This is a genomic window from Flavobacterium sp., from assembly GCF_027484945.1.
Taxonomy (GTDB): domain Bacteria; phylum Bacteroidota; class Bacteroidia; order Flavobacteriales; family Flavobacteriaceae; genus Flavobacterium.
On sequence record NZ_JAIXRZ010000055.1, the window covers coordinates 28,844 to 53,859 of the forward strand.

22 protein-coding genes are annotated in these 25,016 nt (G+C 36.4%); 11 read left to right on the forward strand and 11 right to left on the reverse strand.

Annotated elements, in window-relative coordinates; genetic code table 11:
* Window positions 1-42 precede the first annotated feature (42 nt).
* Together Q0039_RS07390 and Q0039_RS07395 are read right to left on the reverse strand one after the other, a co-directional pair.
* Window positions 43-1,161: a GTP cyclohydrolase gene (locus Q0039_RS07390; RefSeq protein ID WP_297511234.1), complete on the reverse strand. Its 1,119-nt coding sequence runs from the start codon at window positions 1,159-1,161 to the stop codon at window positions 43-45.
* Window positions 1,162-1,164: 3 nt separating this feature from the next.
* On the reverse strand, window positions 1,165-2,148 hold the full coding sequence (locus Q0039_RS07395; protein ID WP_297511236.1) for a transporter: 984 nt from the start codon (window positions 2,146-2,148) through the stop codon (window positions 1,165-1,167).
* Window positions 2,149-2,260: 112 nt separating this feature from the next.
* Here Q0039_RS07395 and Q0039_RS07400 point away from each other — a divergent pair, with 112 nt between their 5' ends.
* From Q0039_RS07400 to Q0039_RS07415, 4 genes are read left to right on the forward strand one after another with little or no spacing between them, the layout of a single operon-like run.
* Window positions 2,261-2,506 (forward strand): DUF4834 domain-containing protein, encoded by a 246-nt coding sequence (locus tag Q0039_RS07400; protein ID WP_297511238.1) that lies wholly within the window; start codon window positions 2,261-2,263, stop codon window positions 2,504-2,506.
* 17 nt (window positions 2,507-2,523) lie between these two features.
* Window positions 2,524-4,980 carry a YfhO family protein gene (locus Q0039_RS07405; RefSeq protein WP_297511240.1) on the forward strand — a complete coding sequence of 819 codons (2,457 nt, stop codon included), beginning with the start codon at window positions 2,524-2,526 and terminating at the stop codon, window positions 4,978-4,980.
* The gene (locus Q0039_RS07410; RefSeq protein WP_297511242.1) at window positions 4,977-6,275 is read left to right on the forward strand and encodes a glycosyltransferase family 4 protein; all 1,299 of its coding nucleotides are present in this window, start codon (window positions 4,977-4,979) and stop codon (window positions 6,273-6,275) included. Before Q0039_RS07405 ends, Q0039_RS07410 begins: the two co-directional genes overlap by 4 nt.
* On the forward strand, window positions 6,275-7,744 hold the full coding sequence (locus tag Q0039_RS07415) for a polysaccharide biosynthesis C-terminal domain-containing protein (protein WP_297511244.1): 1,470 nt from the start codon (window positions 6,275-6,277) through the stop codon (window positions 7,742-7,744). The genes Q0039_RS07410 and Q0039_RS07415 overlap by 1 nt, the downstream gene beginning before the upstream one ends.
* A gap of 58 nt (window positions 7,745-7,802) precedes the next feature.
* On the opposite strand, the gene Q0039_RS07420 is transcribed toward Q0039_RS07415, so the two are convergent.
* Window positions 7,803-8,435, reverse strand: a complete 633-nt coding sequence (locus Q0039_RS07420) for a hypothetical protein (RefSeq protein ID WP_297511246.1) — start codon at window positions 8,433-8,435, stop codon at window positions 7,803-7,805.
* Window positions 8,436-8,675: 240 nt separating this feature from the next.
* Between Q0039_RS07420 and Q0039_RS07425 the strand changes: the two genes are divergently transcribed.
* Window positions 8,676-9,860 (forward strand): M28 family peptidase, encoded by a 1,185-nt coding sequence (locus Q0039_RS07425; RefSeq protein WP_297511248.1) that lies wholly within the window; start codon window positions 8,676-8,678, stop codon window positions 9,858-9,860.
* A gap of 21 nt (window positions 9,861-9,881) precedes the next feature.
* Here the strand turns inward: Q0039_RS07425 and uvrA are convergent, their stop codons facing one another.
* Entirely contained in the window at window positions 9,882-12,671 is a 2,790-nt protein-coding gene (uvrA, locus tag Q0039_RS07430; RefSeq protein WP_297511250.1) for an excinuclease ABC subunit UvrA, read from the reverse strand.
* Window positions 12,672-12,933: 262 nt separating this feature from the next.
* On the opposite strand from uvrA, the gene Q0039_RS07435 reads away from it, so the two are divergent.
* Window positions 12,934-13,518: a sigma-70 family RNA polymerase sigma factor gene (locus Q0039_RS07435; RefSeq protein ID WP_297511252.1), complete on the forward strand. Its 585-nt coding sequence runs from the start codon at window positions 12,934-12,936 to the stop codon at window positions 13,516-13,518.
* Window positions 13,519-13,573: 55 nt separating this feature from the next.
* On the forward strand, window positions 13,574-13,714 hold the full coding sequence (locus Q0039_RS07440; protein WP_297511254.1) for a hypothetical protein: 141 nt from the start codon (window positions 13,574-13,576) through the stop codon (window positions 13,712-13,714).
* 22 nt (window positions 13,715-13,736) lie between these two features.
* Here the strand turns inward: Q0039_RS07440 and nth are convergent, their stop codons facing one another.
* Window positions 13,737-14,393 carry an endonuclease III gene (nth, locus tag Q0039_RS07445; RefSeq protein WP_297511255.1) on the reverse strand — a complete coding sequence of 219 codons (657 nt, stop codon included), beginning with the start codon at window positions 14,391-14,393 and terminating at the stop codon, window positions 13,737-13,739.
* 54 nt (window positions 14,394-14,447) lie between these two features.
* Here nth and bcp point away from each other — a divergent pair, with 54 nt between their 5' ends.
* The gene (gene bcp / locus Q0039_RS07450; RefSeq protein ID WP_297511257.1) at window positions 14,448-14,900 is read left to right on the forward strand and encodes a thioredoxin-dependent thiol peroxidase; all 453 of its coding nucleotides are present in this window, start codon (window positions 14,448-14,450) and stop codon (window positions 14,898-14,900) included.
* A gap of 26 nt (window positions 14,901-14,926) precedes the next feature.
* Here the strand turns inward: bcp and Q0039_RS07455 are convergent, their stop codons facing one another.
* Window positions 14,927-16,396, reverse strand: a complete 1,470-nt coding sequence (locus Q0039_RS07455; RefSeq protein WP_297511259.1) for a TonB-dependent receptor — start codon at window positions 16,394-16,396, stop codon at window positions 14,927-14,929.
* A gap of 127 nt (window positions 16,397-16,523) precedes the next feature.
* Between Q0039_RS07455 and Q0039_RS07460 the strand changes: the two genes are divergently transcribed.
* The 3 genes from Q0039_RS07460 to Q0039_RS07470 are packed head-to-tail and all read left to right on the forward strand — an operon-like array spanning window position 16,524 to window position 18,276.
* Window positions 16,524-17,288, forward strand: a complete 765-nt coding sequence (locus Q0039_RS07460) for an MBL fold metallo-hydrolase (protein WP_297511261.1) — start codon at window positions 16,524-16,526, stop codon at window positions 17,286-17,288.
* A gap of 1 nt (window position 17,289) precedes the next feature.
* Window positions 17,290-17,781 carry a hypothetical protein gene (locus Q0039_RS07465; RefSeq protein ID WP_297511263.1) on the forward strand — a complete coding sequence of 164 codons (492 nt, stop codon included), beginning with the start codon at window positions 17,290-17,292 and terminating at the stop codon, window positions 17,779-17,781.
* A gap of 12 nt (window positions 17,782-17,793) precedes the next feature.
* Window positions 17,794-18,276, forward strand: a complete 483-nt coding sequence (locus tag Q0039_RS07470; RefSeq protein ID WP_297511265.1) for a hypothetical protein — start codon at window positions 17,794-17,796, stop codon at window positions 18,274-18,276.
* Here the strand turns inward: Q0039_RS07470 and Q0039_RS07475 are convergent.
* The 5 genes from Q0039_RS07475 to Q0039_RS07495 are packed head-to-tail and all read right to left on the reverse strand — an operon-like array spanning window position 18,273 to window position 24,987.
* Entirely contained in the window at window positions 18,273-18,923 is a 651-nt protein-coding gene (locus Q0039_RS07475; RefSeq protein WP_297511267.1) for an alpha/beta fold hydrolase, read from the reverse strand. The genes Q0039_RS07470 and Q0039_RS07475 overlap by 4 nt on opposite strands.
* Window positions 18,924-18,955: 32 nt before the next feature.
* Window positions 18,956-21,445, reverse strand: coding sequence for a TonB-dependent receptor (locus tag Q0039_RS07480; protein ID WP_297511268.1), 2,490 nt, complete (start codon window positions 21,443-21,445; stop codon window positions 18,956-18,958).
* The gene (locus tag Q0039_RS07485) at window positions 21,427-21,780 is read right to left on the reverse strand and encodes a hypothetical protein (protein ID WP_297511269.1); all 354 of its coding nucleotides are present in this window, start codon (window positions 21,778-21,780) and stop codon (window positions 21,427-21,429) included. Before Q0039_RS07485 ends, Q0039_RS07480 begins: the two co-directional genes overlap by 19 nt.
* Before the next feature lie 4 nt (window positions 21,781-21,784).
* The gene (locus Q0039_RS07490) at window positions 21,785-23,038 is read right to left on the reverse strand and encodes a dihydroorotase (protein WP_297511270.1); all 1,254 of its coding nucleotides are present in this window, start codon (window positions 23,036-23,038) and stop codon (window positions 21,785-21,787) included.
* A 14-nt stretch (window positions 23,039-23,052) separates the two neighbouring features.
* Window positions 23,053-24,987 (reverse strand): VWA domain-containing protein, encoded by a 1,935-nt coding sequence (locus Q0039_RS07495; protein ID WP_297511271.1) that lies wholly within the window; start codon window positions 24,985-24,987, stop codon window positions 23,053-23,055.
* Window positions 24,988-25,016: the final 29 nt, after the last annotated feature.

Genomic DNA, 25,016 nt, shown 5'->3' on the forward strand with positions numbered 1-25,016 from the left:
ATCCACCTATTAGGTGGATTTTTTGTTTAGTATATCTATCGATTACAATGATTTTCGATAAGTTCTTCTTCGGCGAAATACTTCGGGTCTGAAGTTTTTCCAGATGTTTTGAATGGCCATGTTTTCTTCCAACTCAGGTGTGCGGATACAACTTTGTACGCCGTGCTTCGAAAACGACTTGTGAAACTCTTCAAAAACAATTGCTGTAACTCCTTTATTCTGTTGGTCGGGATCAATTCCAATTAAATAAAATAAAACTTCATTATGGCGTTTTTTTGCTTTTAAAAAGTGTAAAAAACCGAAAGGAAATAACTTCCCTTTTGCTTTTTGTAAGGCTTCCGAAAAACTAGGCATGACAATTCCAAAACAAACCATTTTACCATTTTTATCAAATATAAATTTGACATATTCAGGTTTGACTAATCCGATGTATTTTTCCTTAATAAAACTTTTTTGGACTTCATTTATAGCTACAAAAGAGGCTAACCGCGCATAACTTTTGTTAAAGAGATCAAACATTTCATCAATGTAAGGTAGAATAGCATCGGTTGTCGTAAAGTTTTTACAATAAAATCCGTATCGTTCTTTGATGTAGGTTGCTGCACGCGCGTAGGGTGCTATGTCAATATTGGAAAAACTAAATACACTTTCGAGGTATTCTTTTTCTTTACGATACCCCAATTGCTCCAAATGCTCTTTATAATAGGGATAATTGTACCATGTAATCATCGACGCAATTCGGTCAAATCCTTCTGTAACAACGCCAACTTTATCAAGATTAGAAAAGCCCATCGGACCCTCAACGTGATCCATAGTGTTTAATCGGCCGAGTTCGTATACCTTTTCCAACAGCGCTTCAGTAACCGCTATGTCATCAACAACATCCCACCATCCAAACCGAACTTTGCGTTTCCCTTGATTATTCACTTCTTCCCAGTTGATGATCGCTGCAATACGGCCTACAATTTCCCCTTCTTTTTGGGCTAAATAATAATAAGCTTCTGCATTGGCAAAAACGGGGTTTTTTGAACGGTCAAACGTGTCCAGTTCATCTTGAATTAAAGGGGGGACCCAATACGGGTTGTTTTTGTAAAGTTCAAACGGAAACTTTACAAATGCATTCATTAATTGTGGTGTATTGGCTTCTAATAGCGTGATCATAATTTAAGGATTAGCCGGGGGGACATCGTCCAAGCGTTTTTTTACAGAAGTTTTTTCTTTTTTATTGCCAAAATTATTTTTGCCCTTTTTTTTCTTTTTCTTTTCTTTTTTGGGAGCCCGAATCATATAATCTTCATAGTTCGTATCTGTGCGCCAAGAAACTCCTAAGCCAGCATAGGTGATTGCTGGAGTGTTTTTCATGTTCTGACTTACAAAAGCGTCTACTTGAAAGCTTGATCCCCATAAATAGGCAACCCCTCCAGTCATAAAAGTATCCCGGTAGTAGCCTCCGCTCAGCACTTTTCCTTCTATAAATCCAGACCAACGGTTAAATCCTTTGGTAATTGTTCCAATAAATCCAATAGTTTGATTGTTTGAACCAATTTTATCTATAAATACGTTGGTTACAATTGCCCAAGCACCTGTAAATGTATTTTGTGTAGCAAGCATTACTTTTGGACTTATCGTGCCTAAACGTTCTCCATTGTACATAAACGGATTATTTCCTAAACGAATATTGGTCCCTGCATAAATTGAAAGTGCCGGAATCATCATGTGCCAATTGAATTTATGATTGGCTTTCCAGCTGTAATAATTGGGTTTGGTTTCAAAGTTTTTGAAGGGGTCATAAATGAGGTATTTCGCTCCTAGTAGCATTCTACGAAAACCCTCACGGTGATAATTTTCAGCTTTAGAAAAATAACTGTCGTTTTGGTAACTCAACTCTAAAATTCCCTCAAATTGCTCTTTCCAAATTCCATAACGGGTAGTGAGATTGATACCATACCCCTCCGTATTGTATTTGTTCTTATCATATTTTTCTGAAACATAGTTGAAACCAGACTCAAATTGCAATACATTCAGACCAACTGCATAGGCATTCATCGATTCGCCGGGGCGGTTAGTATTGATTTCATCGGTATATTGAGCCAATGAAGAAGGGGAGTACAACGTCAAAACAGAAATCAAAAACAAAGTAAACTTCATAAGTCTAAGGTTCGCGGTTAGGTAATCCAAAAGTACACTTTTTATTATTTATTTATGATCTTTCCTTGCAAAGGAATTGGGGTTTTTAGTATTTTTGACAAAATTCAACCCAATGCAAGAAGCTAATTTTGCTAGTTTATTACGAACGCTGTTATATATTCTTATTTTTTATTACATTTTCAAATTTATAGCCCGTTTGCTATTGCCAATATTGGCCAAAAAAGTAGTTGAAAAAGCAAATCAACAAATGGAAGAAAAGTTTCGCCAACACCAACAGCAGCAGCAATCTCCTCAACAAAAACCCGAAAAGAAAAAAGAGATTGTGGGCGACTATATCGATTTTGAAGAAGTAGACTGAACTACAATCCCTTTCTTATGAACCCAAAAATGCAAGAAATACTTAAAAAAATATATCCCCATGCACTCGTTGTTTTGGGTTTTGTAATCATAGCCTTGTTTTATTTTTACCCGGTTTTACAAGGTAAAAAAATCTTCCAAAGTGATATTGTTCAGTATACAGGTATGGCCAAAGAGCAAAAGGATTTTCGGGCTACTGCAAATGCCGAACCTTATTGGACTAACAGTGCTTTTGGAGGGATGCCTACCTATCAATTGGGCGCACAATATCCAAACGATTTTATAGGTGAATTGGATTCTATGTTGCGTTTTCTTCCACGACCAGCGGATTATTTATTTTTATATTTTCTTGGTTTTTATGTTTTGCTTTTGGTTGTAAAAGCAGACCCACTTAAAGCGTTTTTTGGGGCATTAGCTTTCGGATTTTCAACCTATTTAATTGTAATTCTCGGAGTAGGTCATAATGCCAAAGCCCATGCTATTGCTTATATGCCGTTGGTTGTTGCTGGGGTTATTATGGTATTTCAACGGCAGTACATTTTTGGGGGAATCCTCACCATGTTTGCTGTTGCGCTAGAAATTAATGCCAATCACTTCCAAATGACGTACTATTTGCTCATCGTTTTAATTGGATTGGGTATTTACTATGGTATAAAAATGGTTAAAGAACAGGCGCATTCGGAATGGGTTAAAATTGCGAGCACTTTTATCTTGGCAGTTGTATTGGCTCTAGGGGCTAATGCCACGTCATTACTTGCCACACAAGAGTATGCTGCTTTTAGTACCCGTGGTAAAAGTACCTTAAAATTAGACCCCTTGGGGAAACCCAAAACCGCTACAACAACACTCGATCGCAGTTACATTACCGAATATAGTTATGGAATCGCCGAAAGTTTTAACCTGATTGCTCCGCGCTTATTTGGTGGCGGAAACGATGAGAAATTAAGTGATGATTCCAGTGTCTATAATTTTATGTTGAATTATGGTGCAAATCCAACCGAAGCACGTCAATTTACGGATGGGATGGCGCGCACCTATTGGGGAGATCAACCCATAGTAGCGGCCCCTGCCTATATTGGAGCTATTGTTTTCTTTTTATTCGTTTTGGCATTATACCATGATAAACGCCAACTTAAATGGGTGTTTTTGGGAGGAGCATTTGTTTCATTGCTGTTGTCCTGGGGTAAAAATTGTAGCGTTGTTACCGACTTTTTTATTGATTATGTGCCACTATATGATAAATTTCGTGCCGTTTCTTCAATACAGGTAATACTTGAATTGTGTGTTCCGGTTTTGGCAGTTATGGGCTTACATTCTTTTATGACTACCAATCAAGATAAACGTTGGGATAGTTTAAAGAAAACTGGAATGACCTGTTTGGTTTTGATAGGCTTACTTTTTTTAATGCAGAGTCAATTCGACTTCACGGGTCCGATGGATAGTGAAATACTTCGCAGTTTAAATCAATTTCAAGATAAACAGTTTGGGCTTGGTTTTATTGAAGCTTTGCAAAAAGATCGTATGACAATGTATGCGGCTGACTTACTTCGATCGACAATTTTTATGGCCGTTGCTTTTGTGGTTTTATGGCGTTATTCTAAAGATAAATTGGCAGTCGATACAGTTGTAATTGGAGTTGGATTATTAATGGTTGTCGACTTGTTTTGGGTAGATAAAAAATATGTAAATAGCGACGATTTTGTTTCGGCGCATCAAGTAGAGCAACCTTTTGAAATTACTCCTGTGGATGAGCAGATTCTTCAAGACTCAACCTATTACCGGGTTTTGGAGGTGGAAGGAAATATGAATAGTGCCCGAGCTTCTTTTTTCCATAAATCTATTGGTGGTTATTCTGCTGTAAAACCAAGGGCTATCCAAGAATTATTCGATTATCAAATTGCCAAAAATAACAGTGAAGTAATTGATATGTTGAATGTTAAATACATTATTCAAGTCGATGAAAAAGGCGAGCAATTCCCAACTGTTAATAAAAATGCAAATGGAAATGCTTGGTTTGTTTCAAAACTGATTGGAGTTGAAAACGATGATGCAGTAATGAAATCACTAGATAAATTATCAACTAAGGAGGCAGCAGTTTACAATAAAGCCGATTTTAAAGTAGCCCAAAGTGCATTTGTAAAAGACAGTACGGCAACTATACAATTGCTTTCGTATCAACCGAATCATTTAAAATACGCGTCCAACAACCAAAATAAAGGATTTGCTGTATTTTCTGAAATGTATTACAAAAACGGTTGGAATGCCTATATAGATGGAAAATTAACCGACTATATGAAGGTAGATTTTGCATTACGCGGAATGAATATCCCGGCAGGAAAACATCAAATCGAGTTTAAGTTTGAGCCCGAGGTAGTTAAAACCGGAAGTAGATTAAGTATGGTAAGTTTTTTACTTATGCTTGTTGTAACCGTTGTTGGAATTAATTATTCACGAAAAAAGTTGGTCAACCAATGAAACCCACCAACAAAGTACTAATTATCACGTATTACTGGCCTCCCGCCGGTGGACCTGGAGTGCAGCGTTGGTTAAAATTTGTGAAATATTTGCCCGATTTTGGCATTCAACCTATCGTTTATCTACCCGAAAATCCAACGTATCCAATTGTTGATGAAAAGTTGGTTTCCGATGTTTCTCCAGCTACGATTATTTTGAAAAAGAAAATTTGGGAGCCGTATTGGTTTGCTGGTTTTTTTTCAAAAAAAGCTACCCAAAAAATTAGTTCAGGTATTATTCCTTCTGTAAAAAAGCAAACCGTATTGCAGCGGTTTTTATTATGGGTGAGGGGTAATATATTTATTCCAGATGCTCGTTTTTTATGGGTTAATCCATCGGTTGCATTTTTAAAAAAATATATAGTTGAAAATCAAATTGAAACGATTATCACTACAGGTCCACCGCATAGTTTGCATTTAATTGGTTTGCATTTACAGCAACAAATAAAGGTGAAATGGATTGCCGATTTTCGGGATCCTTGGACAACAATAGGCTATCACAAAGCCTTGAAATTGTCGTCGTATGCTGAAAGAAAGCATCAACAACTTGAAAAACAAGTGTTGAATAGTGCCGACTTGATTTTGGTAACGAGTCCGACAACCAAAGCGGAGTTCCATGCCCTTACCTCGTCCAACCGTCCGATTACAGTAATAACCAATGGATATGACCATGAAGCGATTCCGCCTCAAACGTTAGACGACAAGTTTAGTTTAGCGCATATAGGGTCATTTTTATCCGATAGAAATCCAATCATTCTTTGGGAGTCGTTGCAAGAATTGGTTCTGGAATATCCCGAATTTGCGGCAAATTTCCAACTTAAATTAATTGGCAAAACGAGTGAAGAAGTGCTGCAGAGTATTACGCAACACGAATTAGCCCAGTATGTTGTTAATTTGGGTTATGTATCTCATGAAGAAGCATTAGCGCAACAACGAAAGACACAAGTATTGGTTTTAATTGAAATCGATTCACCCGACACCCGCAGTATTATTCCTGGTAAATTGTTTGAATATATGGTTTCGGGCCGACCAATTTTGGCAATGGGTCCACAGGGTTCTGATTTTGCTTCAATAATACAATCGACAAACACGGGAGTGTTTTTTAATTACCAAGAAAAAACAGCTTTAAAAGCCAAAATTTTAAACTGGTTTCATGATTATCAATCCGGTCAATTGAAAACCAATCCCGTTGGGTTGGAACAGTATTCTCGGAAATATTTAACCCAACAATTGGCGCACGAAATCACACAACTCTAATGGGTATTGTACAAACACAATCGATTCGCAACACACTCATCACTTTTTTCGGTTTTGGAATTGGTGCGGTCAATGCATTATTTTTTTACACCTCTTTTTTAGAAAAAGAATATTATGGTATTGTGAGTACGGTATTGTCGGGTGCCAATATTTTAATGCCGATCATGGCTTTTGGGGTTCAAAATACAATAATCCGCTTCTTTGCCCAATACGAAACTGAGGAAAAAAAAGATCAGTTTTTATCTTTTATTGTTTTGATGCCTTTGGTTCTGATAATTCCGATGGGGATTGTATTCTATGTTTATTATGATGCTATTGCGGGTATTTGGCTAGAAGAAAATCCATCTTTAGCACCTTTCTTTTGGTTAATTCCGGTAGTTGGACTGTTAATGGCGTATTTTGAAGTGTTTTACGCTTGGGTGAAAGTTCATATGCAATCGGTAATTGGTAATTTAATTAGTGAAGTTTTGGTTCGATCACTCGTAATGGTACTGTTACTTATGGTGCATTTTGATCAACTAACCAAGTCCGAATTTGTATACTGCGTAGTAGGTGCTTATCTACTGCAAACGCTGGGGATGTTTCTTTATGCTATGAAAATTAGACGACCCAAATTTCAACTTGTTATTCCAGAAAATATACGCGAAGTGGTTTACTATTCTACGTTTATTATTGTTTCGGGAGGTGTTGCTGTTATGTTAGTTGATTTTGATAAAGTGTTAATTCCAAAGTATAAAGCAATTGAAGCCAATGCCGTATATTCTGTGGCGATTTTTTTTGCTACTGTGATTGCGGTGCCCTATCGAGCGATGACTCAAATTGTCGCGCCCATTACAGCAAAATTGATGATTGAACAAAAATGGGACGAACTTAATGATCTTTATAAAAAGACTTCAATCAATCTGCAAGTAAGTGGTGGTTTTATACTGTTGTTAATTTTTGTAAATATTAATCAAATGTATGTTATCGTACCCGATGATTATTCGGCAGGTTTGTGGGTGGTGTTTATGATTGGATTTTCAAAATATTACGATGTAGTATTGGGTAATAATAATTCGATTATTGTCAATACCCATTATTACCGAACAGTATTACTATTTGGAGTAGGAACGGTGCTATTGATGATAGTATTAAATGCAGTGTTTATTCCACGTTATGGAATTAATGGGTCGGCTTTTGCAACACTTTTGACCATTATGATTTACAATACCATCAAATTTTTATTTGTGATTAAAAAGCTAAAGTTATTTCCCTTTACCTCCAAAACGATTACTTCATTCGGAATTGTTTGTCTTGGGTTTTTGGTATTTTATTTTTGGGATTTTCCATTTCATCCAATACTCAATATTACACTAAAATCGGTATTAGTGACACTGTTTTATGTAGCGTTGCATTATAAAATGAATATTTCAGCTGAGGTGAATCAAGTAATTCAAAATGTTGCTGCTAAATGTTCACTGCGTCTCTAAAATTAGAAAACCCCGACAGATCATACTATCAGGGCTTTCAAACTAACTAACCAACCAATTATTTAACGCTATTTATATTTTGGTTAACTACTTCCGTTGCGTTTTTTCTATCGGTACGGTAGTAGTAATTATTGTAATCAAATCCATAAGAATTACCACAGGGGTATCCTGCATTATGGGTGTAAGGGTTTCCTAAGTTGCTGTAGGTAAACCCCGTATGTTTTACACTTCCAACATAATCAACAATTTCGCCTAAGTGATTGTAAACTAGATGTAATCCTCCAATTTGAACTAAAGCAAATCGATTATACCGCATAAATACACTTCCAATTCGGCTTACACGATTACGACCGTCGTAATTGATAAATGTATTTCCTATCCGACGTACACGTCCGAAATAATCAAATTCAATCAAAACCCCATAATTTAAAGGACTGCTACTACGCGCTGTTTCTTTTGTGTTTGCTCTTCGGAAATAATAACTTCCATCATTAGCATCGGGACGGGTATTAAAATCAAAATCACCATTAGGGAAAACGAAAAAAGCAACACCGCGTTCGGTAAACGTAATGGGTTCATTTTGATTAAAATGATACCAATCAATTGACATATTTGTGTTAGAATTAAATGGGGTTGCATTTGCAGTGCCAAATAGTAAAACTAAACTTGTGAAAAGGGTAATTGTTTTCATAATTCAAAAATTTAATCGGTTATGCTTACTCTTACGATTTTCAGCTTCTTCGATCAGGTGTTTCTGATGCAAAGCATATTCCAATTGGTGTGCCAAATCAGCATAATTAATTGTCAATGATTTGTTAATGAATTTTAACTTGTTGATATAGTGTCTTTTCAGTTTAAAAAAGATAGTATTTACATTTCTTTTTTTTAATTATATTTGAAACCAATTTCTATTAAATTCGATTTTACATTAATGAAAAAACACCTACTACTTTTCATGTTACTTTTAGTTGCACCTTTTGCCTCAAAGGCGCAAACTTTTGTACAAGCGTATGCCGATATAGTCAATCAATGTTCCCAAAATAACATTACTTCGAGTTTGACCCAATTTGAAGCCTTAGGGGTAAAACGAAGAGGAACAGCAGCATTGCAAAACACCTTAGATTGGTTGAAAAACAAGTATTTAAGCTATGGTTACACCGCCAATCAACTTCAAGAATTTTCGTATACGTACTCGGGTTCTTCAGCGGTTTGTAAAAATTTGGTCGTGACCAAAATCGGAACAACATATCCCAATACGTTTCTGATTATTTGTGGTCATTATGATTCAATTGTGGGAACAGGCACTAATGATAATGGGAGTGGAGTGGCTGCAATATTAGAAGTAGCCCGACTTTTGAGAAATGTTCCAACCGAATATTCCATAAAATTTATCAATTTTTCTGGAGAAGAAGATGGGCTTCGTGGGAGTCAAAATTATGTTTCAACTGTCGTCAATGGAACAACACCAAAAATGAATATTCGTTTGGTATTTAATTTGGATGAAATAGGGGGTGTTGCGGGTTTAATTAATGATACAATTACTTGTGAACGCGATACTTCTACCCCAACAAGTAACAATGCAGCGTCCAATGCGTTTACTAATCAATTAATTACATGCACAGAATTGTATTCGCCTTTAAACACATTTTTATCGTATGCCTATGCTTCTGATTATATGTCGTTTCAAGCCAATAACGAAGTAATTACCGGTTTTTTTGAAACCAACGAGACAACACATAGACATACGGCTACTGATTTTTTAGTCAATATGGACCCCGTTTATAATTTTAATGTTGCCAAAGCGGCTACAGGTGCTGCGTTACATTTTGCAGTAGCAAGTACTTCCCCGCTTAATACGGTTGAGCAAAACGATAATTTGGTGACTATCTTTCCTAATCCCGCGACCGATGAATTATATTTAAATTTAGGTACTTTACCACAATCAAATTACACGTTTTCTTTATTGGATATCAACGGGAAAACGGTATTCACTCAATTCGTTGAAAATGCACCATTGGTAAAAGGATTTTCAGTGGGACATTTACAACGAGGCATGTATCTCGGTATTGTAGAATCGGAAGGAAAACGAATTACAAAGAAAATTGTTCTGGAATAATCCAGTTCTGAATTTTATCGATTATAATTTGGCTTTCAAATAATATCCTGTTAGGGAGTCGGGGTTTTTCGCAACTTCTTCAGGAGTTCCTTCGGCTAGTAATTGTCCTCCATTTTCCCCGCCTTCGGGTCCTAAATCGATTATCCAATCGGCACATTTGATTAAATCTAAATTGTGTTCGATAACAAGAATCGAATGTCCTTTTTCTAGTAGTGCATCAAAAGAGGCCAAAAGTTTTTTAATATCGTGAAAATGTAAACCCGTTGTGGGTTCGTCAAAAACAAACAATGCCTTTTCTTTTGAGGAGCCCTTTACCAAAAAAGAGGCTAATTTAATACGTTGAGCTTCACCTCCTGATAGTGTAGATGACGATTGACCCAATTGCACATACCCTAATCCAACATCTTGTAACGGTTGCAGTTTTTGCGTAATTTTTATTTGGTTGTGTTCTTTAAAAAATACAATTGCATCATCAATAGTCATTTTTAAAATAGCATCGATGTTTTTGCCGTTGAAATTCACCTCTAATATTTCTTTCTTGAAACGTTTACCGCCACATGTTTCGCAGGGTAATTCTACATCGGCCATAAAAACCATTTCCACATGTATTGTTCCATCACCTTTACACGTTTCACATCGACCGCCATCTACATTGAATGAAAAATGTTTGGGTTGATACCCCCGTATTTTCGATAGTTTTTCTTTTGCAAACAAATCCCGAATATCATCATAGGCTTTAATATACGTAACAGGATTTGAACGTGAACTTCTCCCGATCGGGTTTTGATCTACATATTCAATATGATGGATTCGGTGGTAATGCCCTTGTAACTCAGAAAACTGTCCCGCTTTCTCTCCAATGCCCTCTAATTTCTTTTGTAATGCTGGAAATAGAATTTTCTTTACTAGGGTACTTTTGCCACTTCCCGAGACTCCGGTAATTACTGTCAGGCACTCCAAAGGAAAACGGACATCTAGATTTTGAAGGTTGTTTTCGCGTGCACCCAAAATAGAAATATAAGCATTCCAATTCCGCCGTTTTTTGGGTACTTCTATTTGGAGTGAACGATTTAAGTACTGGGCAGTTAGGGAATTGTTTTTTAGGATTTCTTCAAAGGTTCCTTGTGCTACCAATTGTCCGCCGTGACTGCCTGCTTCTGGGCCGATATCAATAATCATATCCGCTTGCCGCATGATATCTTCATCATGTTCAACCACAATGACGGTATTTCCTAAGTCCCGGAGATTTTTAAGCACATCAATTAATAGTTCGGTATCTTTTGGATGTAATCCAATACTTGGTTCGTCTAAAATGTACATAGACCCCACCAAACTGCTGCCCAACGAAGTGGCTAAATTGATGCGTTGTGATTCGCCTCCCGAAAGCGAAGCGGAGTTACGGTTAAGCGTTAGATAGTCCAATCCAACATTTCTCAAAAAATGTAATCGATTTTTGATTTCGATTAATAAACGTTTTGCAACAGCAAAATCATGGTCTGAAAGGTTTAATTCGTCAAAAAAAGGCACCAATTTTCGTATAGGAAGGTCGACCAATTCAGCGATGGTTTTTCCGCCCACTTGAACATAATTGGCTTCCAAACGTAGCCGTTTACCTTTGCATTCAGGACATTTTGTTTTACCCCGATAACGGGATAAAAGTACCCGGTTTTGAATTTTATAATTTTTCTCTTCCAATTCGCGAAAAAAAGCATTGAGTCCAACAAAATAGGAATTACCCTTCCATAGCAATTCCTTCTGTGTTGCTGAAAGTTGGAAAAAAGGTTTATGAATTGGAAAATCAAATTTATATGCCGCGTTTACTAGCTGATCACGGTACCAGCTCATGCTTTCGCCCCGCCAAGGATAAATTGCATTTTCAAAAACAGACAATGCCGTATTAGGTATTACTAAATCTTCATCAATACCAATTACATTTCCATATCCTTCGCATTTAGCACAAGCGCCGTAGGGGTTGTTGAAACTAAACAAATGGATGTTAGGTTCCAAAAACGACATTCCGTCTTTTTCAAAATTGGAACTAAATTCTTTCCGTTCCGAAGTTTGCAATTCTTGAAGATAACAAATGCCTTTACCTTCAAAAAAAGCAGTTTGTACAGCATCGGCAAGTCGGTTATAAAATTCTTCTTCTTTTTTAACTACGATTCGGTCAATGATTAGAAACAGATCATTAGGTGTTAATGCGTGTGACTCTATTTCATCTAAACGAACAGTTTCATTATTAACGAGAATACGTGAAAAACCTTGTTGCAAAAGCACTTTGAGTTTGTCTTCTAAAAGTCGCCCTTCTTCAAGGTGTATTGGCGCCAATAATAACCACTTGGATTCTAAAGTTGTCAATTTGATAAAGTCGATCACATCGGATACTCGGTCTTTTCTTACTTCTTCTCCAGAAATTGGAGAAATAGTTTTACCGATACGCGCAAACAAAAGTTTGAGGTAATCATATATTTCGGTCGATGTTCCAACTGTAGAACGGGCATTGGTTGTATTTACCTTTTGTTCGATAGCAATAGCGGGAGCAATTCCCTTGATGTATTCTACTTTGGGTTTGTCTAAACGTCCTAAAAATTGCCGCGCATAAGCCGATAAACTTTCAACATAGCGTCGCTGTCCTTCTGCATACAAAGTGTCAAAGGCAAGAGAAGATTTTCCAGAGCCCGATAAACCTGTAATTACAACCAATTGATTTCGAGGTATGGCAACATCAATGTTTTTTAAATTGTGAATACCTGCACCTTTAATTAGGATGTTTTTTTTGGGTTCGAGCGTTGCAATATCGTTGGAAAGCATAGCAAAATTATAAGTTACAAATATAGAGAATTACGATCGATTTTCTTTGAGAACTTAAGGCTTTGAATTGAAGCTATTAAAGTCATTTAATAGCGTTTTCACAGTTAAATGTTAAAATTTTTAATACTATTTGGTTTTTATTAGTAAATTTTTATATATTTACAATATAAAATTATTCACACAAACCCATTTGGCCTATTGATAAAAATTACTTTTTAGAAAAAATTTTAGATTGTTAAACCCAAAACTAAAAGGTAATTTTATGGCTACTAATCACACTCCCGACGCTTTATTGGTAAAAAAGTACATTGCTGGCGATGAAAACGCTTTGGCGGTATTAATTCACAGACATCAGTCAAAAATTTATGGGTTTATTTACTCTAAATTGTCCGATCGCGATGTAGCTGATGATGTTTTTCAAGACACATTTATTAAAGTCATCAAGACTTTAAAATCCAACTCCTACAATGAAGAAGGTAAGTTTCTGCCGTGGGTGATGCGAATTGCACATAATTTGATTATTGATCATTTTCGTAAAAATAAAAAAATGCCGATGTTACGTGAAACTGAGGAGTTTTCAATTTTTTCCATTCTAAAAGATGATGATAAAAATGCTGAAAATCAAATGATTAATGAAGTGATTGAAAACGATTTACGACGCATCATTGAGGAGTTGCCTGCCGATCAAAAAGAAGTATTATTGATGCGAATTTATCAGGATTTGAGTTTTAACGAAATTGCTGAGATCACGGGTGTAAGTATTAATACGGCGCTAGGGCGTATGCGGTATGCACTTATGAATTTGCGAAAAGTTATTGACAAGAATAAAATTATTTTGACCAACTAACAATAAATGCATGCAACTTTCGTTATTGTAGTGAATAACATTTAAATTGCATGCTATGGCAAAACTTTACGCTACCACAACTCATGTTCAAAAAATGATTCCTAAAAAAGAAACCGTTCAATTTTTACTCCATTATTCCAAAGCTTTAAAGGTGGTAAAAAAAGGTTCTTTTCAGTTTGAATTCATCTCTAATTAAATTTCAATCCCGATAAGGTGCATTATCGGGATTTTTTTTGCGCTTCTTTGATTACATTTTTCCTACCTATCGTCTGGGTGATACTATCGCTTTCTATCTTCCATCCACGTGCAGGCGAATATTCTCTTCCGTACCAAATGATTTGTAAGTGTAAGTCGTTCCATAATTCTTTTGGGAAAATAGCTTTGGCATCTTTTTCAGTTTGAACTACATTTTTTCCACTGGATAAACCCCAGCGGTACATTAAACGATGAATATGGGTATCTACAGGAAATGCTGGAACACCAAAAGCCTGACTCATTACAACGCTCGCTGTTTTATGTCCAACCCCCGGTAATGCTTCCAATGCTTCAAAGCTTTGAGGAACTTCCCCTTGGTATTTTTCAATTAAGATTTGCGACAAACCATGAATGGCTTTCGATTTCATTGGGGAAAGTCCGCAAGGTTTGATTATTTCACGAATTGTTTCTATGCTTAACTTCACCATATCAAATGGATTATCGGCTTTTGAAAAAAGATGCGGTGTAGTTAAATTTACCCGTACATCAGTACATTGCGCAGACAATAAAACCGCAATTAAAAGGGTATACGGATCTTTGTGGTCAAGTGGAATTGGAATACTCGGATAAAGTCTATTTAACGTATTTATAACAAACGTTGCACGTTCTTTCTTTGTCATTTTTGTATTTTTAATATGCGAATTTAATAGAATCCCTAACAAATAAAAAATACGATGACAACATTACAAAAAGGAGATCAAGCGCCCAACTTTTCCGCAAAAGATCAAGACGGAAATGTACACACTATTGCTGATTATAAGGGTAAGAAATTAGTAGTATTCTTTTATCCAAAGGCAAATACACCAGGATGTACTGCTGAAGCATGTGATTTACGAGATAACTACGCACGTTTTGAAGCGCAAAATTATGCATTGCTCGGAGTTAGTGCAGATTCTGCAAAAGCACAATCTAGTTTTAAAAACAAATTTGATTTTCCATTTCCGCTGTTAGCCGACGAAGACAAAACTGTAATTCAAGCATTTGGAGTATGGGGTCCTAAGAAATTTATGGGTAAAGAATACGATGGAATCCATCGTACGACCTTTGTTATCAATGAAGATGGAATTATAGATCAAGTGATAACCGATGTCAAAACAAAAGCGCACGCCGCTCAAATTCTTAAATAAAAAATCCCCGAAAGGGGATTTTAAGTTTAATTTTCGTTTACTTCCAGAATTTTATTTGGATTGTAACCAAACAAATGGTGTTGTTTTATAAGTTCTGGAATGCCATCAGGTAACATGGCTTCCCATCCGGGAGTATTGTTCATAATCATTTTCAAAACTTCTCGCGAGAAAATTTTCAAATTAGCCCGATCAAAGTCTGTTACATCCACCACTTTACCATTGTAAGCAAAAAACTTATACAACTCTTTCATTCGAGGGTGTACTTTTAAGTTTTGTGAAGTGATTATCTCACCATCTATTTCCATGGGATATAGGTATACTTTTAAATCGCGGTAGAATAATTTACCAAATGCTTCCAAAATTCCTCCACTTAAATGGCGGTAGTATTTTTCGTCAAAAATATCGATCAAATTATTTACTCCCATAGCCAATCCCATTCGGGCTTTCGTATAATTGGAGAAATATTCTACTACCCGGTAATATTCTTGAAAATTAGAAATCATTACGGTTTGTCCTAACGAACATAAAAGTTCAGCACGATCCATAAAATCACGTTCGTCTATTTCTCCTTCCGAACGCAAATTGGACAACGTAATTTCAAAAACAACAAATGTATTTTCCTTATCTACTTTGTTTTCTTTGGAGAAAATTTCCAATGATTTCTTGTACATGTCCATATTTACGCGAGTCACTGGACGGAAACTCCCTCGAATAGCCAATATGTTTTTCTTGTATAAAACAGCGGCTGGTAAGATGTTTTTTCCTTCTGGACTAAACATTACTGCATCGGTCATGCCGTTTCGAACCAATTGTAAACTCATCAATCGGTTGTCAACATTAGCAAAACGTGGACCAGAAAAATTAATGGTATCAATTTCTAATTGATCTTTATCCAAATGATCGTATAGGTAACGCAATAATTTCTTGGGGTCGTTGTATTTATAAAAAGCGCCATAGATTAAGTTTACCCCAAGAATACCTAAAGTTTCCTGTTGTAAACGGGCATCATTTTCTTTAAAACGAATGTGAAGTATGATCTCGTTATACTCTTCATCGGGCTCTACTTGGTATTTAATGCCAATCCACCCGTGACCTTTAAACTGTTTGGCAAAATCAATCGTAGCTACGGTATTTGCGTAACTAAAGAACATTTTATCCGGGTGTTTATCCCGTTTTAGACGTTCTTCAATTAAGCGTACTTCATGATTTAGCATTTTTTTTAACCGACTTTCAGTAACGTAGCGACCATCATCTTCATTGCCGTAAATAGCGTCACTAAAGTCCTTGTCATAGGCCGACATTGCTTTTGCTATAGTTCCCGATGAACCGCCTGCTCGGAAAAAATGACGTACGGTTTCTTGTCCAGCCCCAATTTCAGCAAAAGTGCCGTAAATATTTTCGTTGAGGTTAATACGTAACGCTTTGTCTTTGGTCGTAGGTATTTGTTCAATAACACGATCCCCTTTTAACTTGATGTTTAATTCTTTGTTAGCCATAATATTTTAATGCTACGCAAAGTTAATAAAACGATTGCGGTAATTAATGCGAATATATCCTAATTTTGTAGAAAAATTAACGCTTCTGAACCCTTTGGGTTTTTGAAAAGTAGTAATTCCAATTTTGATGAAAGTTTATTTTTTAGGAACTGGAACTTCTCAAGGTATACCGGTCATAGGCAGTAATCACCCGGTTTGTTTGAGTAGCGATTCTCGTGACAAAAGATTGCGCGTTTCGGTGTGGATTTATGATGATTCGCATTCGGTTGTTGTTGATTGTGGTCCCGACTTTCGGCAGCAAATGTTGCAATCGGGCTGCAGTCGTATCGATGCGTTACTTTTTACCCACGAGCACGCCGATCATACGGCAGGCTTGGATGATATTCGCCCTTTTAATTTTCAATCGGGTTCCTTACCCGTATATGCGGAACAACGGGTTATTGCTAATTTGCAAAAGCGCTTTGACTATATTTTTGAAACAGAAAATCGCTATCCGGGTGCCCCTGCGGTTTCCATTAATGAAATTCAGGCAAACCATTCTTTTACTGCGGGTGCATGGGAGGTACAACCTATTCGGGTATACCATGGAAGTTTACCCGTTTTGGGTTTTCGAATAGGGGATTTTGCCTATTTGACCGATGTAAAATCGATTGAGTCGTCAGAGCTTGATAAATTAAAAGGACTAAAGGTGTTGGTGGTGAATGCTTTACGCGAAGAACCGCATGCAACACATTTCAATTTGCAGGAAGCATTAGATTTTGTAACTTTGATTCAACCGCAAAAAACCTATTTAACGCATATTAGTCACCATATGGGTTTTCATGCGGAACGCGAGAAACAATTGCCTGAAAATGTTTTTTTGGCCTATGATAACTTAGAAATTACTCTTTAATATGGCACGTCAACTTTATTTGTATTTATTAATCATTTCGATTTTATTGGGTTCTTTTACCTTTGTCTATTACAGTAATCAATTGAAATTTGAAAAAGAATCAAAGACAGCTTCCTTAAAAATGAAGTCGGATAGCATTGCAGTACTATCAAGTCAGCTCGATGAATCGAATTCATTTTCGTTATTAAAAAATGAATATGCACAAAACTATTTTGTAAATTTTGAAGTAAAGCAATTGGAGGCATCGATTCGTGAACAATTATTAGCGTTTAATGATGATCCAAAAGGTAATAGCTATACAGGGCAAGAGCAATTGGGGGAACAAAAGTTCATAATCAATAAAATGAAAGTTCTAAATCACCGTTGGATTATTGCCAATTACAGTGATGGAACCTATTGGGGCGAAGCACTTATTAAATATTTTGTCGATGAAAAAGGAAAAGCCTCTTTTCAAATGATGGATACGTTTATTTATCCCAAAGAAGAATATTAAAATACAATTCCTATGAAAAACATCCTATATGCCGTATTTGCTGCTGTACTCGTTGTATATTGTAAGCCTAATTCCGATAGCTCAGCTATGGACACTAAAAAAGCAGTAAAAGATTCCACAATTGTTGGAGCCGATCAGGATGAACATGGTTGTTTGGCTTCGGCAGGATTTACTTGGTCGAAAATGTATAAAGACTGTGTACGTATGTTTACAGGCTTACAATTGAATCCCGTAGACCAACCCCAAAGTGATGATGAAACCTTGTGTGCTTATGTTTTATTTAGTGAGGATAAAAATAGAGCAGAGGTTTTTATTCCCAATTCTGAATCAATAATTTTAACCCGAAACGCAGAGGGACAACCTTGGATTTTTAAAGATTATCAATTGGTTCCTTGGAAAGGTTATGTATTGAAAAAAGGAGAACTTAACTTGTATTCAGGTGATGGGGAGGTAGGTAATAAGTTCTCAGGAAGCTCCGATTCTGAAGCAGATTAAGCTAACTTCGTTTTTTCTAACCAATTTTTAAAGTCAAAAAAGTTTTGAGGGGCAACTCCATGTCCAACAGGATATTCTTTGTATTCGATTTGCACACCTAGTTCCTTTAAAATAGGTGCTGCTTTTCGTGCCCACTCAACAGGAACAACTTGATCTGCCGAACCGTGTGATGCGAAAATTTGCAACTCATTTAACGGGTTTTGTTCAAACTCATCTATGGCAATTTCTGGATTAAAATACCCACTCATCGCTACCACGCGTTGCACTTTTTCGGGATACGATACTGCAATAGCATAGCTTAAAATACAACCTTGGCTAAATCCGATAAGCGTGACTTGTTTAGGATCGATGGGATATGATTTTATAATTTCATCAATAAATTCAGCCAATAAATCTCTCGATTGACGGGCTTGATTTAGGTCGGAAAATCTTTTTTCATCGGCATCAAAATTGATCGCATACCAAGCATAACTTCCAGTCATCAAACTATAGGGAGCACGAACAGAAATGATGTAGTAGTCCTTTGGTAATTCATCTGCAAAAGAAAATAAATCCTCTTCGTTGCTGCCATAACCATGAAGTAAAAGCAAAACGGGGTTGTATGTTTTTTTATCATAGGGTTCTCGAATCAGGTAGTGCAATTGCATCGGCTTATTTTTTTGTCAAAGATAATTGAATTTTAACCTCCGATTCGATTTTTCTCTTCTTCAACACCGGTAGTGCGACTTTGTACTTTCTTTACTTGATCATTACCAAAATTGTAGGTCAAATTAAAGCGTACTTGCCTACTATCACTACCACCACGACCGTTGATAATCACATTGGCAAACTCAGTACGTCCGGTCCATGGCGATGTGAAAAAAATATCCGAAACGGCGAGGCGTAGGGTTAATTTATCCTTCAATAATTTTTTTTGTAGAGCCATATCAAGTGATCCTAAACTCTCCGTTCGGTAGGTGCCGCCCCAAACGGATGGGGAGTTAAACCAGCCGGAAACTTCCAAATTAAATCCTTTTGGTAATTTAATATTATTTTGACCAAAGATATTTAAGGTTTCCTGTGTAATTCCTATAAATGAAGGGTCGGTTGGGATGTATTTGCTGCGGAAAGCATTCACGCTTACATAAACATTCCACCAATCGTTTACTTTAAACGGTAAGGATATCGCTAAATTTAAGGTTTCTTGATTGGCTACATTTTTTGTGGTCATCCGACTTTTATTTTGACCCACAGCTTCTGTTACTTGTGCAAAGAAGTCGGTAACATAGCTATAACTTAACGCGGTATTTAATTTGTATTGATAGGTATGAGAAAATTTTAAATTGTGTACATATTGCGGTTGTAAAAACGGATTCCCTTTACTTACCGATAATTCATCAATTTGGTATTCAAATGGATTCAAGGCATTGTAACTCGGGCGCTCAATACGACGGCTGTAGGTAATCGCCCATGAATTTTTTTCATTTTGAGTAAAAGTTATTCCACCACTTGGAAAAAAATCAGTGTAATGCCGTTTCACTCGGGTGTCATTATTTTGTTGACTACTTATTAAATTTCCGTCAGAATTGGTGTTTTCTAGACGTAATCCGATTTGAAAATTAAATTTTTTAATCATTCGGTTGTAATTCACATACAATGCATTTATATTTTCGTTGTACTTGAATCGATTACTGAGTGTACTATTGTATATGGGTTGTCCAGCTAAATAATTATAAACATCAAAGGTGTTTTCGGTTTCAACCAAAGACGACTTAAATCCGGTGCCCAATTTTCCTTTCCATAACCGTTGTTCATAATCCGATTTTAAAGAACCGATAATAATAGTAACTGGAGTATATTGGCTGTTAGTGATCGAACTTAATACAAGGGTCTCTGTGGGGTTATAATAAGCGTTGGGTAAAAACGTATTGCGATCTGAATTAAATTTTCCAAAGTCCAAATCGGTAGTTAAGGAAACACCAGTAGTATCTTGAAAACGATAGTTAAAGTTGGAATAAAGGTTATAGGTTTTGTTGTGTGCCTTATTCTGTGCAATCAAAATACTATCAATACTATTAGAGATTGCTTGACGAATTGGCGTTCGGGAGCGCCCATCGCCATACGCATTATTGAAATTGCCTGTAAAAACCAATCCAAACGTATTGCGTCTATTTTTAGTAAAATCCAATCCGATTTTTACGTTGTTTGCATTGGAAGTGTAATCCGTTTTAGTATCGGAATTGAAAACTTTCCCATTTTGTTGCCGCTCAAATTCCATAAAATTGTAGCTTTTCCCAAAACGATTACTGTAGTTAATGTAGCTATTTAACTTTTTACTGCGGTTATTTAAACTTAATGAATTAACAGTAGTCCCATAACGGCCATAATTATATCCAGCAGCTGCACTTCCATTAGTTCCATAATTTTTGTTGCGTTTTAACTTGATATTCACAATTCCAGCATTACCTGCGGCATCAAATTTTGAGGATGGTTGGGTGATAATTTCAATAGACTCAATATCGGAAGATTGTATTGTTTTAAGATAATTTGTCAAATCAGATCCGCTCAAAAACGATTGCTTACCATCGATGTAAAATAAAACGCCGCTTTTTCCCTCTACAATAACAGTATCATTGTTGTCAATCACAACCCCAGGTGCCTTACGCAACAATTCAAATCCCGTATTTCCGGTAGCGTTTATCGTATTTTCTACATTAAAAACGGTTTTGTCGGCTAAAACTTGAACCAAAGGTTTTTCTTTTTTAACGACCACCTCGTTTAATTGAACTGCACTTTCAGTGAGTACTATTGCTCCCAAATTTACAGGGGTATCGACTATTGTAATATTGGGCAGTAATTTATCTTCAAACCCTACCATGGTGATTTTTAAAGAATAGGTTCCCGAATATAAACGGTTAATCGAAAATTTGCCCTCTGAATCTGTGAGTAAAGCTTTGACCAATGTGTTTTTGTCGTTAAACAAGGCAATTGATGCTGATTGAAGGGGTGCTTTTGCAGTTCGAACTTCTCCGGTCAGGATGCCGTTTTGTGAAAAAGTAGAAAAAGAGAATCCTAAAAAGCAGAATAGAAAAATTCGAAAAAATTGGAATGGATTTTGGGTCAAATACATTGAAGAATAATTTCGTAATAAGTATACAAAATCCAATTCTGTTACAATTTTTTTAACCATTTTTGAAAAAAAGTACCCAATAAAGGAATGGGTCGATACTGTCCCATTACGGCGGTAAACATACCATAGAAATTTAATAGGGTAATAAAAATCCAAAAGGGCGCTGCTACATTTAAAGCCAGCTCAGGATTGACGTCAGCACGATTAAAATAACTACTCATCGTTAATCCCAATAGTAAAAAAGTCAAGGTCAATCCCAAACCCTGTCGAATATGAAAAGACGCAAACTGATTTTTCTTATCCGCGTTTATCGACAATGCAATAAGCGGCCCTAAAATCAAAATATAACTTAAAATGGCCAACGACTTGCCTTCTTTGATTGTTTTTTCATCCATGATATTAGGCTTTGAAATAGGAATTGTTATGGTATATACCCAAAACTTTCCCTTTTAATTTTTGTCCTAAAAATGCTGCATTTTTTGATTTTGAACGAATATGGTGTTGGTCAAAAGTCCATTCTTCCTCAGGAGAAAAAGCGGTCAAATTAGCGTGTTCACCTACTTCAATTGTTGCGTTGGTTTGTCCAAAAAGCGTGCGTCCAGCCGTTAATTTTTCAATAATACATTCCAATGGCAACACGGTCATCAAAGCGCCAAATGCCGATTCTAATCCAAGGGTTCCGTTTTGTGCTAAATCAAATTCCAATTTTTTATGTTCGATATCAACCGGATGGTGGTCGCTTGTAATACAATCAATAGTATGGTCTAAAACGCCCGCAATTAAAGCAAGACGATCGGTTTCAGCGCGTAGGGGCGGACTTACTTTTAGGTTGCTATCAAAGTTTTCTAGCAGCGAATCATTGAGTACCAGATGGTGTGCCGCAACACTACATGTAACCTGTAATCCTTTGGCTTTAGCTTCTCGAATTAGTGCTACGGATTGTGCCGTTGAAATCGTTGGGATATGCAAACGACCATTGGTATAGGCTAGTAAAAATAAGTTGCGCGCTACAATAAGTTCTTCTGCCAAGTTGGGAATCCCTTTTAATCCTAATCGTGTAGAAGATACTCCCTCGTTTACCACACCATTTCCTTTGATGGAATCATCTTGACAAAATGCCATGACAATTCCATTAAAATCGCATGCGTATTGCAGTGCTATCTTCATTAAATTGGGATTGCTCATGTTTTTTTTATAATCCCCAAAAGCAATTGCTCCAGCTGTATGCATTTCATACAATTCGGCTAAGGCCTTGCCTTCACTTCCTATGGTTAACGCACCAATTGGATGAACTGATGTGGGTAAACCCATCGCTTTTTGTCGAATCAATTGGATAACTGCTTGATTATCGGCAACAGGATAGGTGTGGGGTTGGACCATAACTTCGGTAAAACCACTAGCTGCAGCAGTTCGTAAACCATTGGCAATCGTTTCTGCCTCTTCATATCCAGGTTCGCACAAAACTACCGATGTGTCCCACCACCCGGGTGAAAGATGAAGGTCATTGTATTCAATACATTGGGCGTGTTCTGGAATGGGAAGATTTGCACCTATTGCTGTAATAATGCCGTCTTTTAAAAGTACATCGACAACTTGCCCGTGGTGGCTGCCTTTCGGATCGATGATTTTTGCAGATTTAAAAATTGTTGTCATAGTTGTGTTGGTTGTTATTTTACCCATTTTTGAATTGCTACTTCAAGCAGTATAAATAGTAAGGAAGCGATTAAAAACCATTTCCAAATCGGGGTGTCGTTGCGATCGGCTTGCAAAGTATCAAATAAACGGTCGGCAGAGTCAATTTCTTTATGCTCATTTACAAAATCTGCAACGCGGTTATTTAAGTTACTTTCTGTTCGGGCATAATTAAAACTCAAATTTTCCATAAATTGTCCTTTGCGATCAATTTGAAAATTACCCGCTGTATTCGGATGATCATTAAAAGTCAATTTTACTTTTTGATTCATAATTTGTTGAACGGGAATAAAGGATTCCTTTCCATTAGTAACCGAAACGATTTCATCTTTGCCCAACATACTGTTGGTGATAAAGGGTTTGTTATCCCCAATGATTAAGGCATTGATTCCTGTTTTTTGAGCACTTAAAGCCATGGTGTAAAAGGTAGGAACAATGAGGTAAGGCGAATTACAGAAGTTACTATTATCGCTATTAATTGGCGCTGCAAAAAAATAAATTTGGGCAATACCATTAGTGGTTGCGCTCAAAAATGAACGCTGGTCGTTGTATTCCAAAACAGAAGGAAGTGCCGATTGAATTGTATAACTTCCTTTGGTTTTTGGGTATTGGAAATTATTCGTTTCTTTTTCGAATACTGTTCGATACAAGGGATGCTTAAAGTTAATTTTTGAAATTAATTGTTCTTCCATTTTCCAATTTCCATACGAATAATCACCACCTAATGCTTTAGTTAATGCATTCAATGCTGTTCGATTCGAATTTGCTCCAGGAATTAAAACTACATTTCCGCCCTTGGCTACAAATGCTTTTAATGTAGTTTGTAGTGCCGACGGTATATCTTGAAGTTCATTTACAATTATTGCATCCTGTTTTTCAATTGCATTATAATCTAAATTGCGGAGTTCATAATGGGAGTAATTGAATTCTTCTGGGGTGTATATTTTTTTCAAAAAGGCAGATGCACTACTTGGACCAATTGAAATGACATTATTTTTTTGCGGTTGTGACAGACTAAAGTAATAGGTGTTGTCATATTCCAATGCATTGTCGTTTAATGTAACGTACCCATGAAAATCTTCTTTTGGCAAATTAAATTTTAATTGTTGTTTGGGTTGTTTAAAATTGACTAATGTTTTTGCAACTAATTTACCTTTGTTATAAATCGCCAACGGGATATCTTTAAAATCGTTACCATAAGCGGTAACAGCAACTCCAATTTCATAAAACTGATCTAAGGTTTGATGCATATATACGCTATCAATGGCAACATTATTTGTTTTTTCCGCTTCGGGAATAATAAAATATAGATTTTCGTTGGGTTGTGGTTCTCCAAAAGCATTGGCACCAAGTCCTACACCATCGGAAATGACCACAATATCTTTTTTAAACGCAGTTGGGTGCGCTTTGATTTTTGCCAGTACTCGTTCAGGTTGAAAAGGAGTGGCACTATACGATAAGTTTTGTAATTCTTTTTGTACTGATTTTATATCGGTATTCCAAAAGTTATCCGTACAAGTGATTAAAGAAAAATTTGAGTTTTCTGGGGCATTTTCCAATAAATCTTGTACAGCCCGTTTGAGCAATTCTCCTTTTTTACCTTTCGCTTGCATAGAAAACGAATTGTCTAAAACAATATATAATTCGTTGGTAGCATTTTTATGATCTTTAGCTTCAAAGTAAGGCTGGGTAAATGCCAAAATCAAAAAGGCCAATAAAAGCAATCGGGTAAATAATAGAAGGTATTTTTTTAACTTCGAACTTTTGCGAGTTTGGACGACCAATTCACTCAAAAATCGAACATTAGTGAAGTATTCGGTTTTAAAGCGACGCAATTGAAATAAATGCACCAAAATCGGTAGCAGCAACAGGAATAAAAAGTAGAGAACTTCCGGATGTTTGAAATGCATTTCAGTGACGTTAGTTTGTGCTTCAAAAA

What these genes read in the sequence shown, in the direction of transcription:
- Q0039_RS07460 (WP_297511261.1), top strand. Translation starts at nt 16,524, where the DNA reads ATGAAAGTTTATTTTTTAGGAACTGGAACTTCTCAAGGTATACCGGTC.
- Q0039_RS07470 (WP_297511265.1), top strand. Translation starts at nt 17,794, where the DNA reads ATGAAAAACATCCTATATGCCGTATTTGCTGCTGTACTCGTTGTATAT.
- Q0039_RS07395 (WP_297511236.1), bottom strand. Translation starts at nt 2,148, where the DNA reads ATGAAGTTTACTTTGTTTTTGATTTCTGTTTTGACGTTGTACTCCCCT.
- Q0039_RS07475 (WP_297511267.1), bottom strand. Translation starts at nt 18,923, where the DNA reads ATGCAATTGCACTACCTGATTCGAGAACCCTATGATAAAAAAACATAC.
- Q0039_RS07440 (WP_297511254.1), top strand. Translation starts at nt 13,574, where the DNA reads ATGGCAAAACTTTACGCTACCACAACTCATGTTCAAAAAATGATTCCT.
- Q0039_RS07465 (WP_297511263.1), top strand. Translation starts at nt 17,290, where the DNA reads ATGGCACGTCAACTTTATTTGTATTTATTAATCATTTCGATTTTATTG.
- Q0039_RS07435 (WP_297511252.1), top strand. Translation starts at nt 12,934, where the DNA reads ATGGCTACTAATCACACTCCCGACGCTTTATTGGTAAAAAAGTACATT.
- Q0039_RS07425 (WP_297511248.1), top strand. Translation starts at nt 8,676, where the DNA reads ATGAAAAAACACCTACTACTTTTCATGTTACTTTTAGTTGCACCTTTT.
- Q0039_RS07420 (WP_297511246.1), bottom strand. Translation starts at nt 8,435, where the DNA reads ATGAAAACAATTACCCTTTTCACAAGTTTAGTTTTACTATTTGGCACT.
- Q0039_RS07455 (WP_297511259.1), bottom strand. Translation starts at nt 16,396, where the DNA reads ATGGCTAACAAAGAATTAAACATCAAGTTAAAAGGGGATCGTGTTATT.
- nth (WP_297511255.1), bottom strand. Translation starts at nt 14,393, where the DNA reads ATGACAAAGAAAGAACGTGCAACGTTTGTTATAAATACGTTAAATAGA.
- bcp (WP_297511257.1), top strand. Translation starts at nt 14,448, where the DNA reads ATGACAACATTACAAAAAGGAGATCAAGCGCCCAACTTTTCCGCAAAA.
- Q0039_RS07485 (WP_297511269.1), bottom strand. Translation starts at nt 21,780, where the DNA reads ATGGATGAAAAAACAATCAAAGAAGGCAAGTCGTTGGCCATTTTAAGT.
- Q0039_RS07390 (WP_297511234.1), bottom strand. Translation starts at nt 1,161, where the DNA reads ATGATCACGCTATTAGAAGCCAATACACCACAATTAATGAATGCATTT.
- Q0039_RS07480 (WP_297511268.1), bottom strand. Translation starts at nt 21,445, where the DNA reads ATGGTTAAAAAAATTGTAACAGAATTGGATTTTGTATACTTATTACGA.
- uvrA (WP_297511250.1), bottom strand. Translation starts at nt 12,671, where the DNA reads ATGCTTTCCAACGATATTGCAACGCTCGAACCCAAAAAAAACATCCTA.
- Q0039_RS07400 (WP_297511238.1), top strand. Translation starts at nt 2,261, where the DNA reads ATGCAAGAAGCTAATTTTGCTAGTTTATTACGAACGCTGTTATATATT.
- Q0039_RS07415 (WP_297511244.1), top strand. Translation starts at nt 6,275, where the DNA reads ATGGGTATTGTACAAACACAATCGATTCGCAACACACTCATCACTTTT.
- Q0039_RS07405 (WP_297511240.1), top strand. Translation starts at nt 2,524, where the DNA reads ATGAACCCAAAAATGCAAGAAATACTTAAAAAAATATATCCCCATGCA.
- Q0039_RS07490 (WP_297511270.1), bottom strand. Translation starts at nt 23,038, where the DNA reads ATGACAACAATTTTTAAATCTGCAAAAATCATCGATCCGAAAGGCAGC.
- Q0039_RS07410 (WP_297511242.1), top strand. Translation starts at nt 4,977, where the DNA reads ATGAAACCCACCAACAAAGTACTAATTATCACGTATTACTGGCCTCCC.
- Q0039_RS07495 (WP_297511271.1), bottom strand. Translation starts at nt 24,987, where the DNA reads ATGCATTTCAAACATCCGGAAGTTCTCTACTTTTTATTCCTGTTGCTG.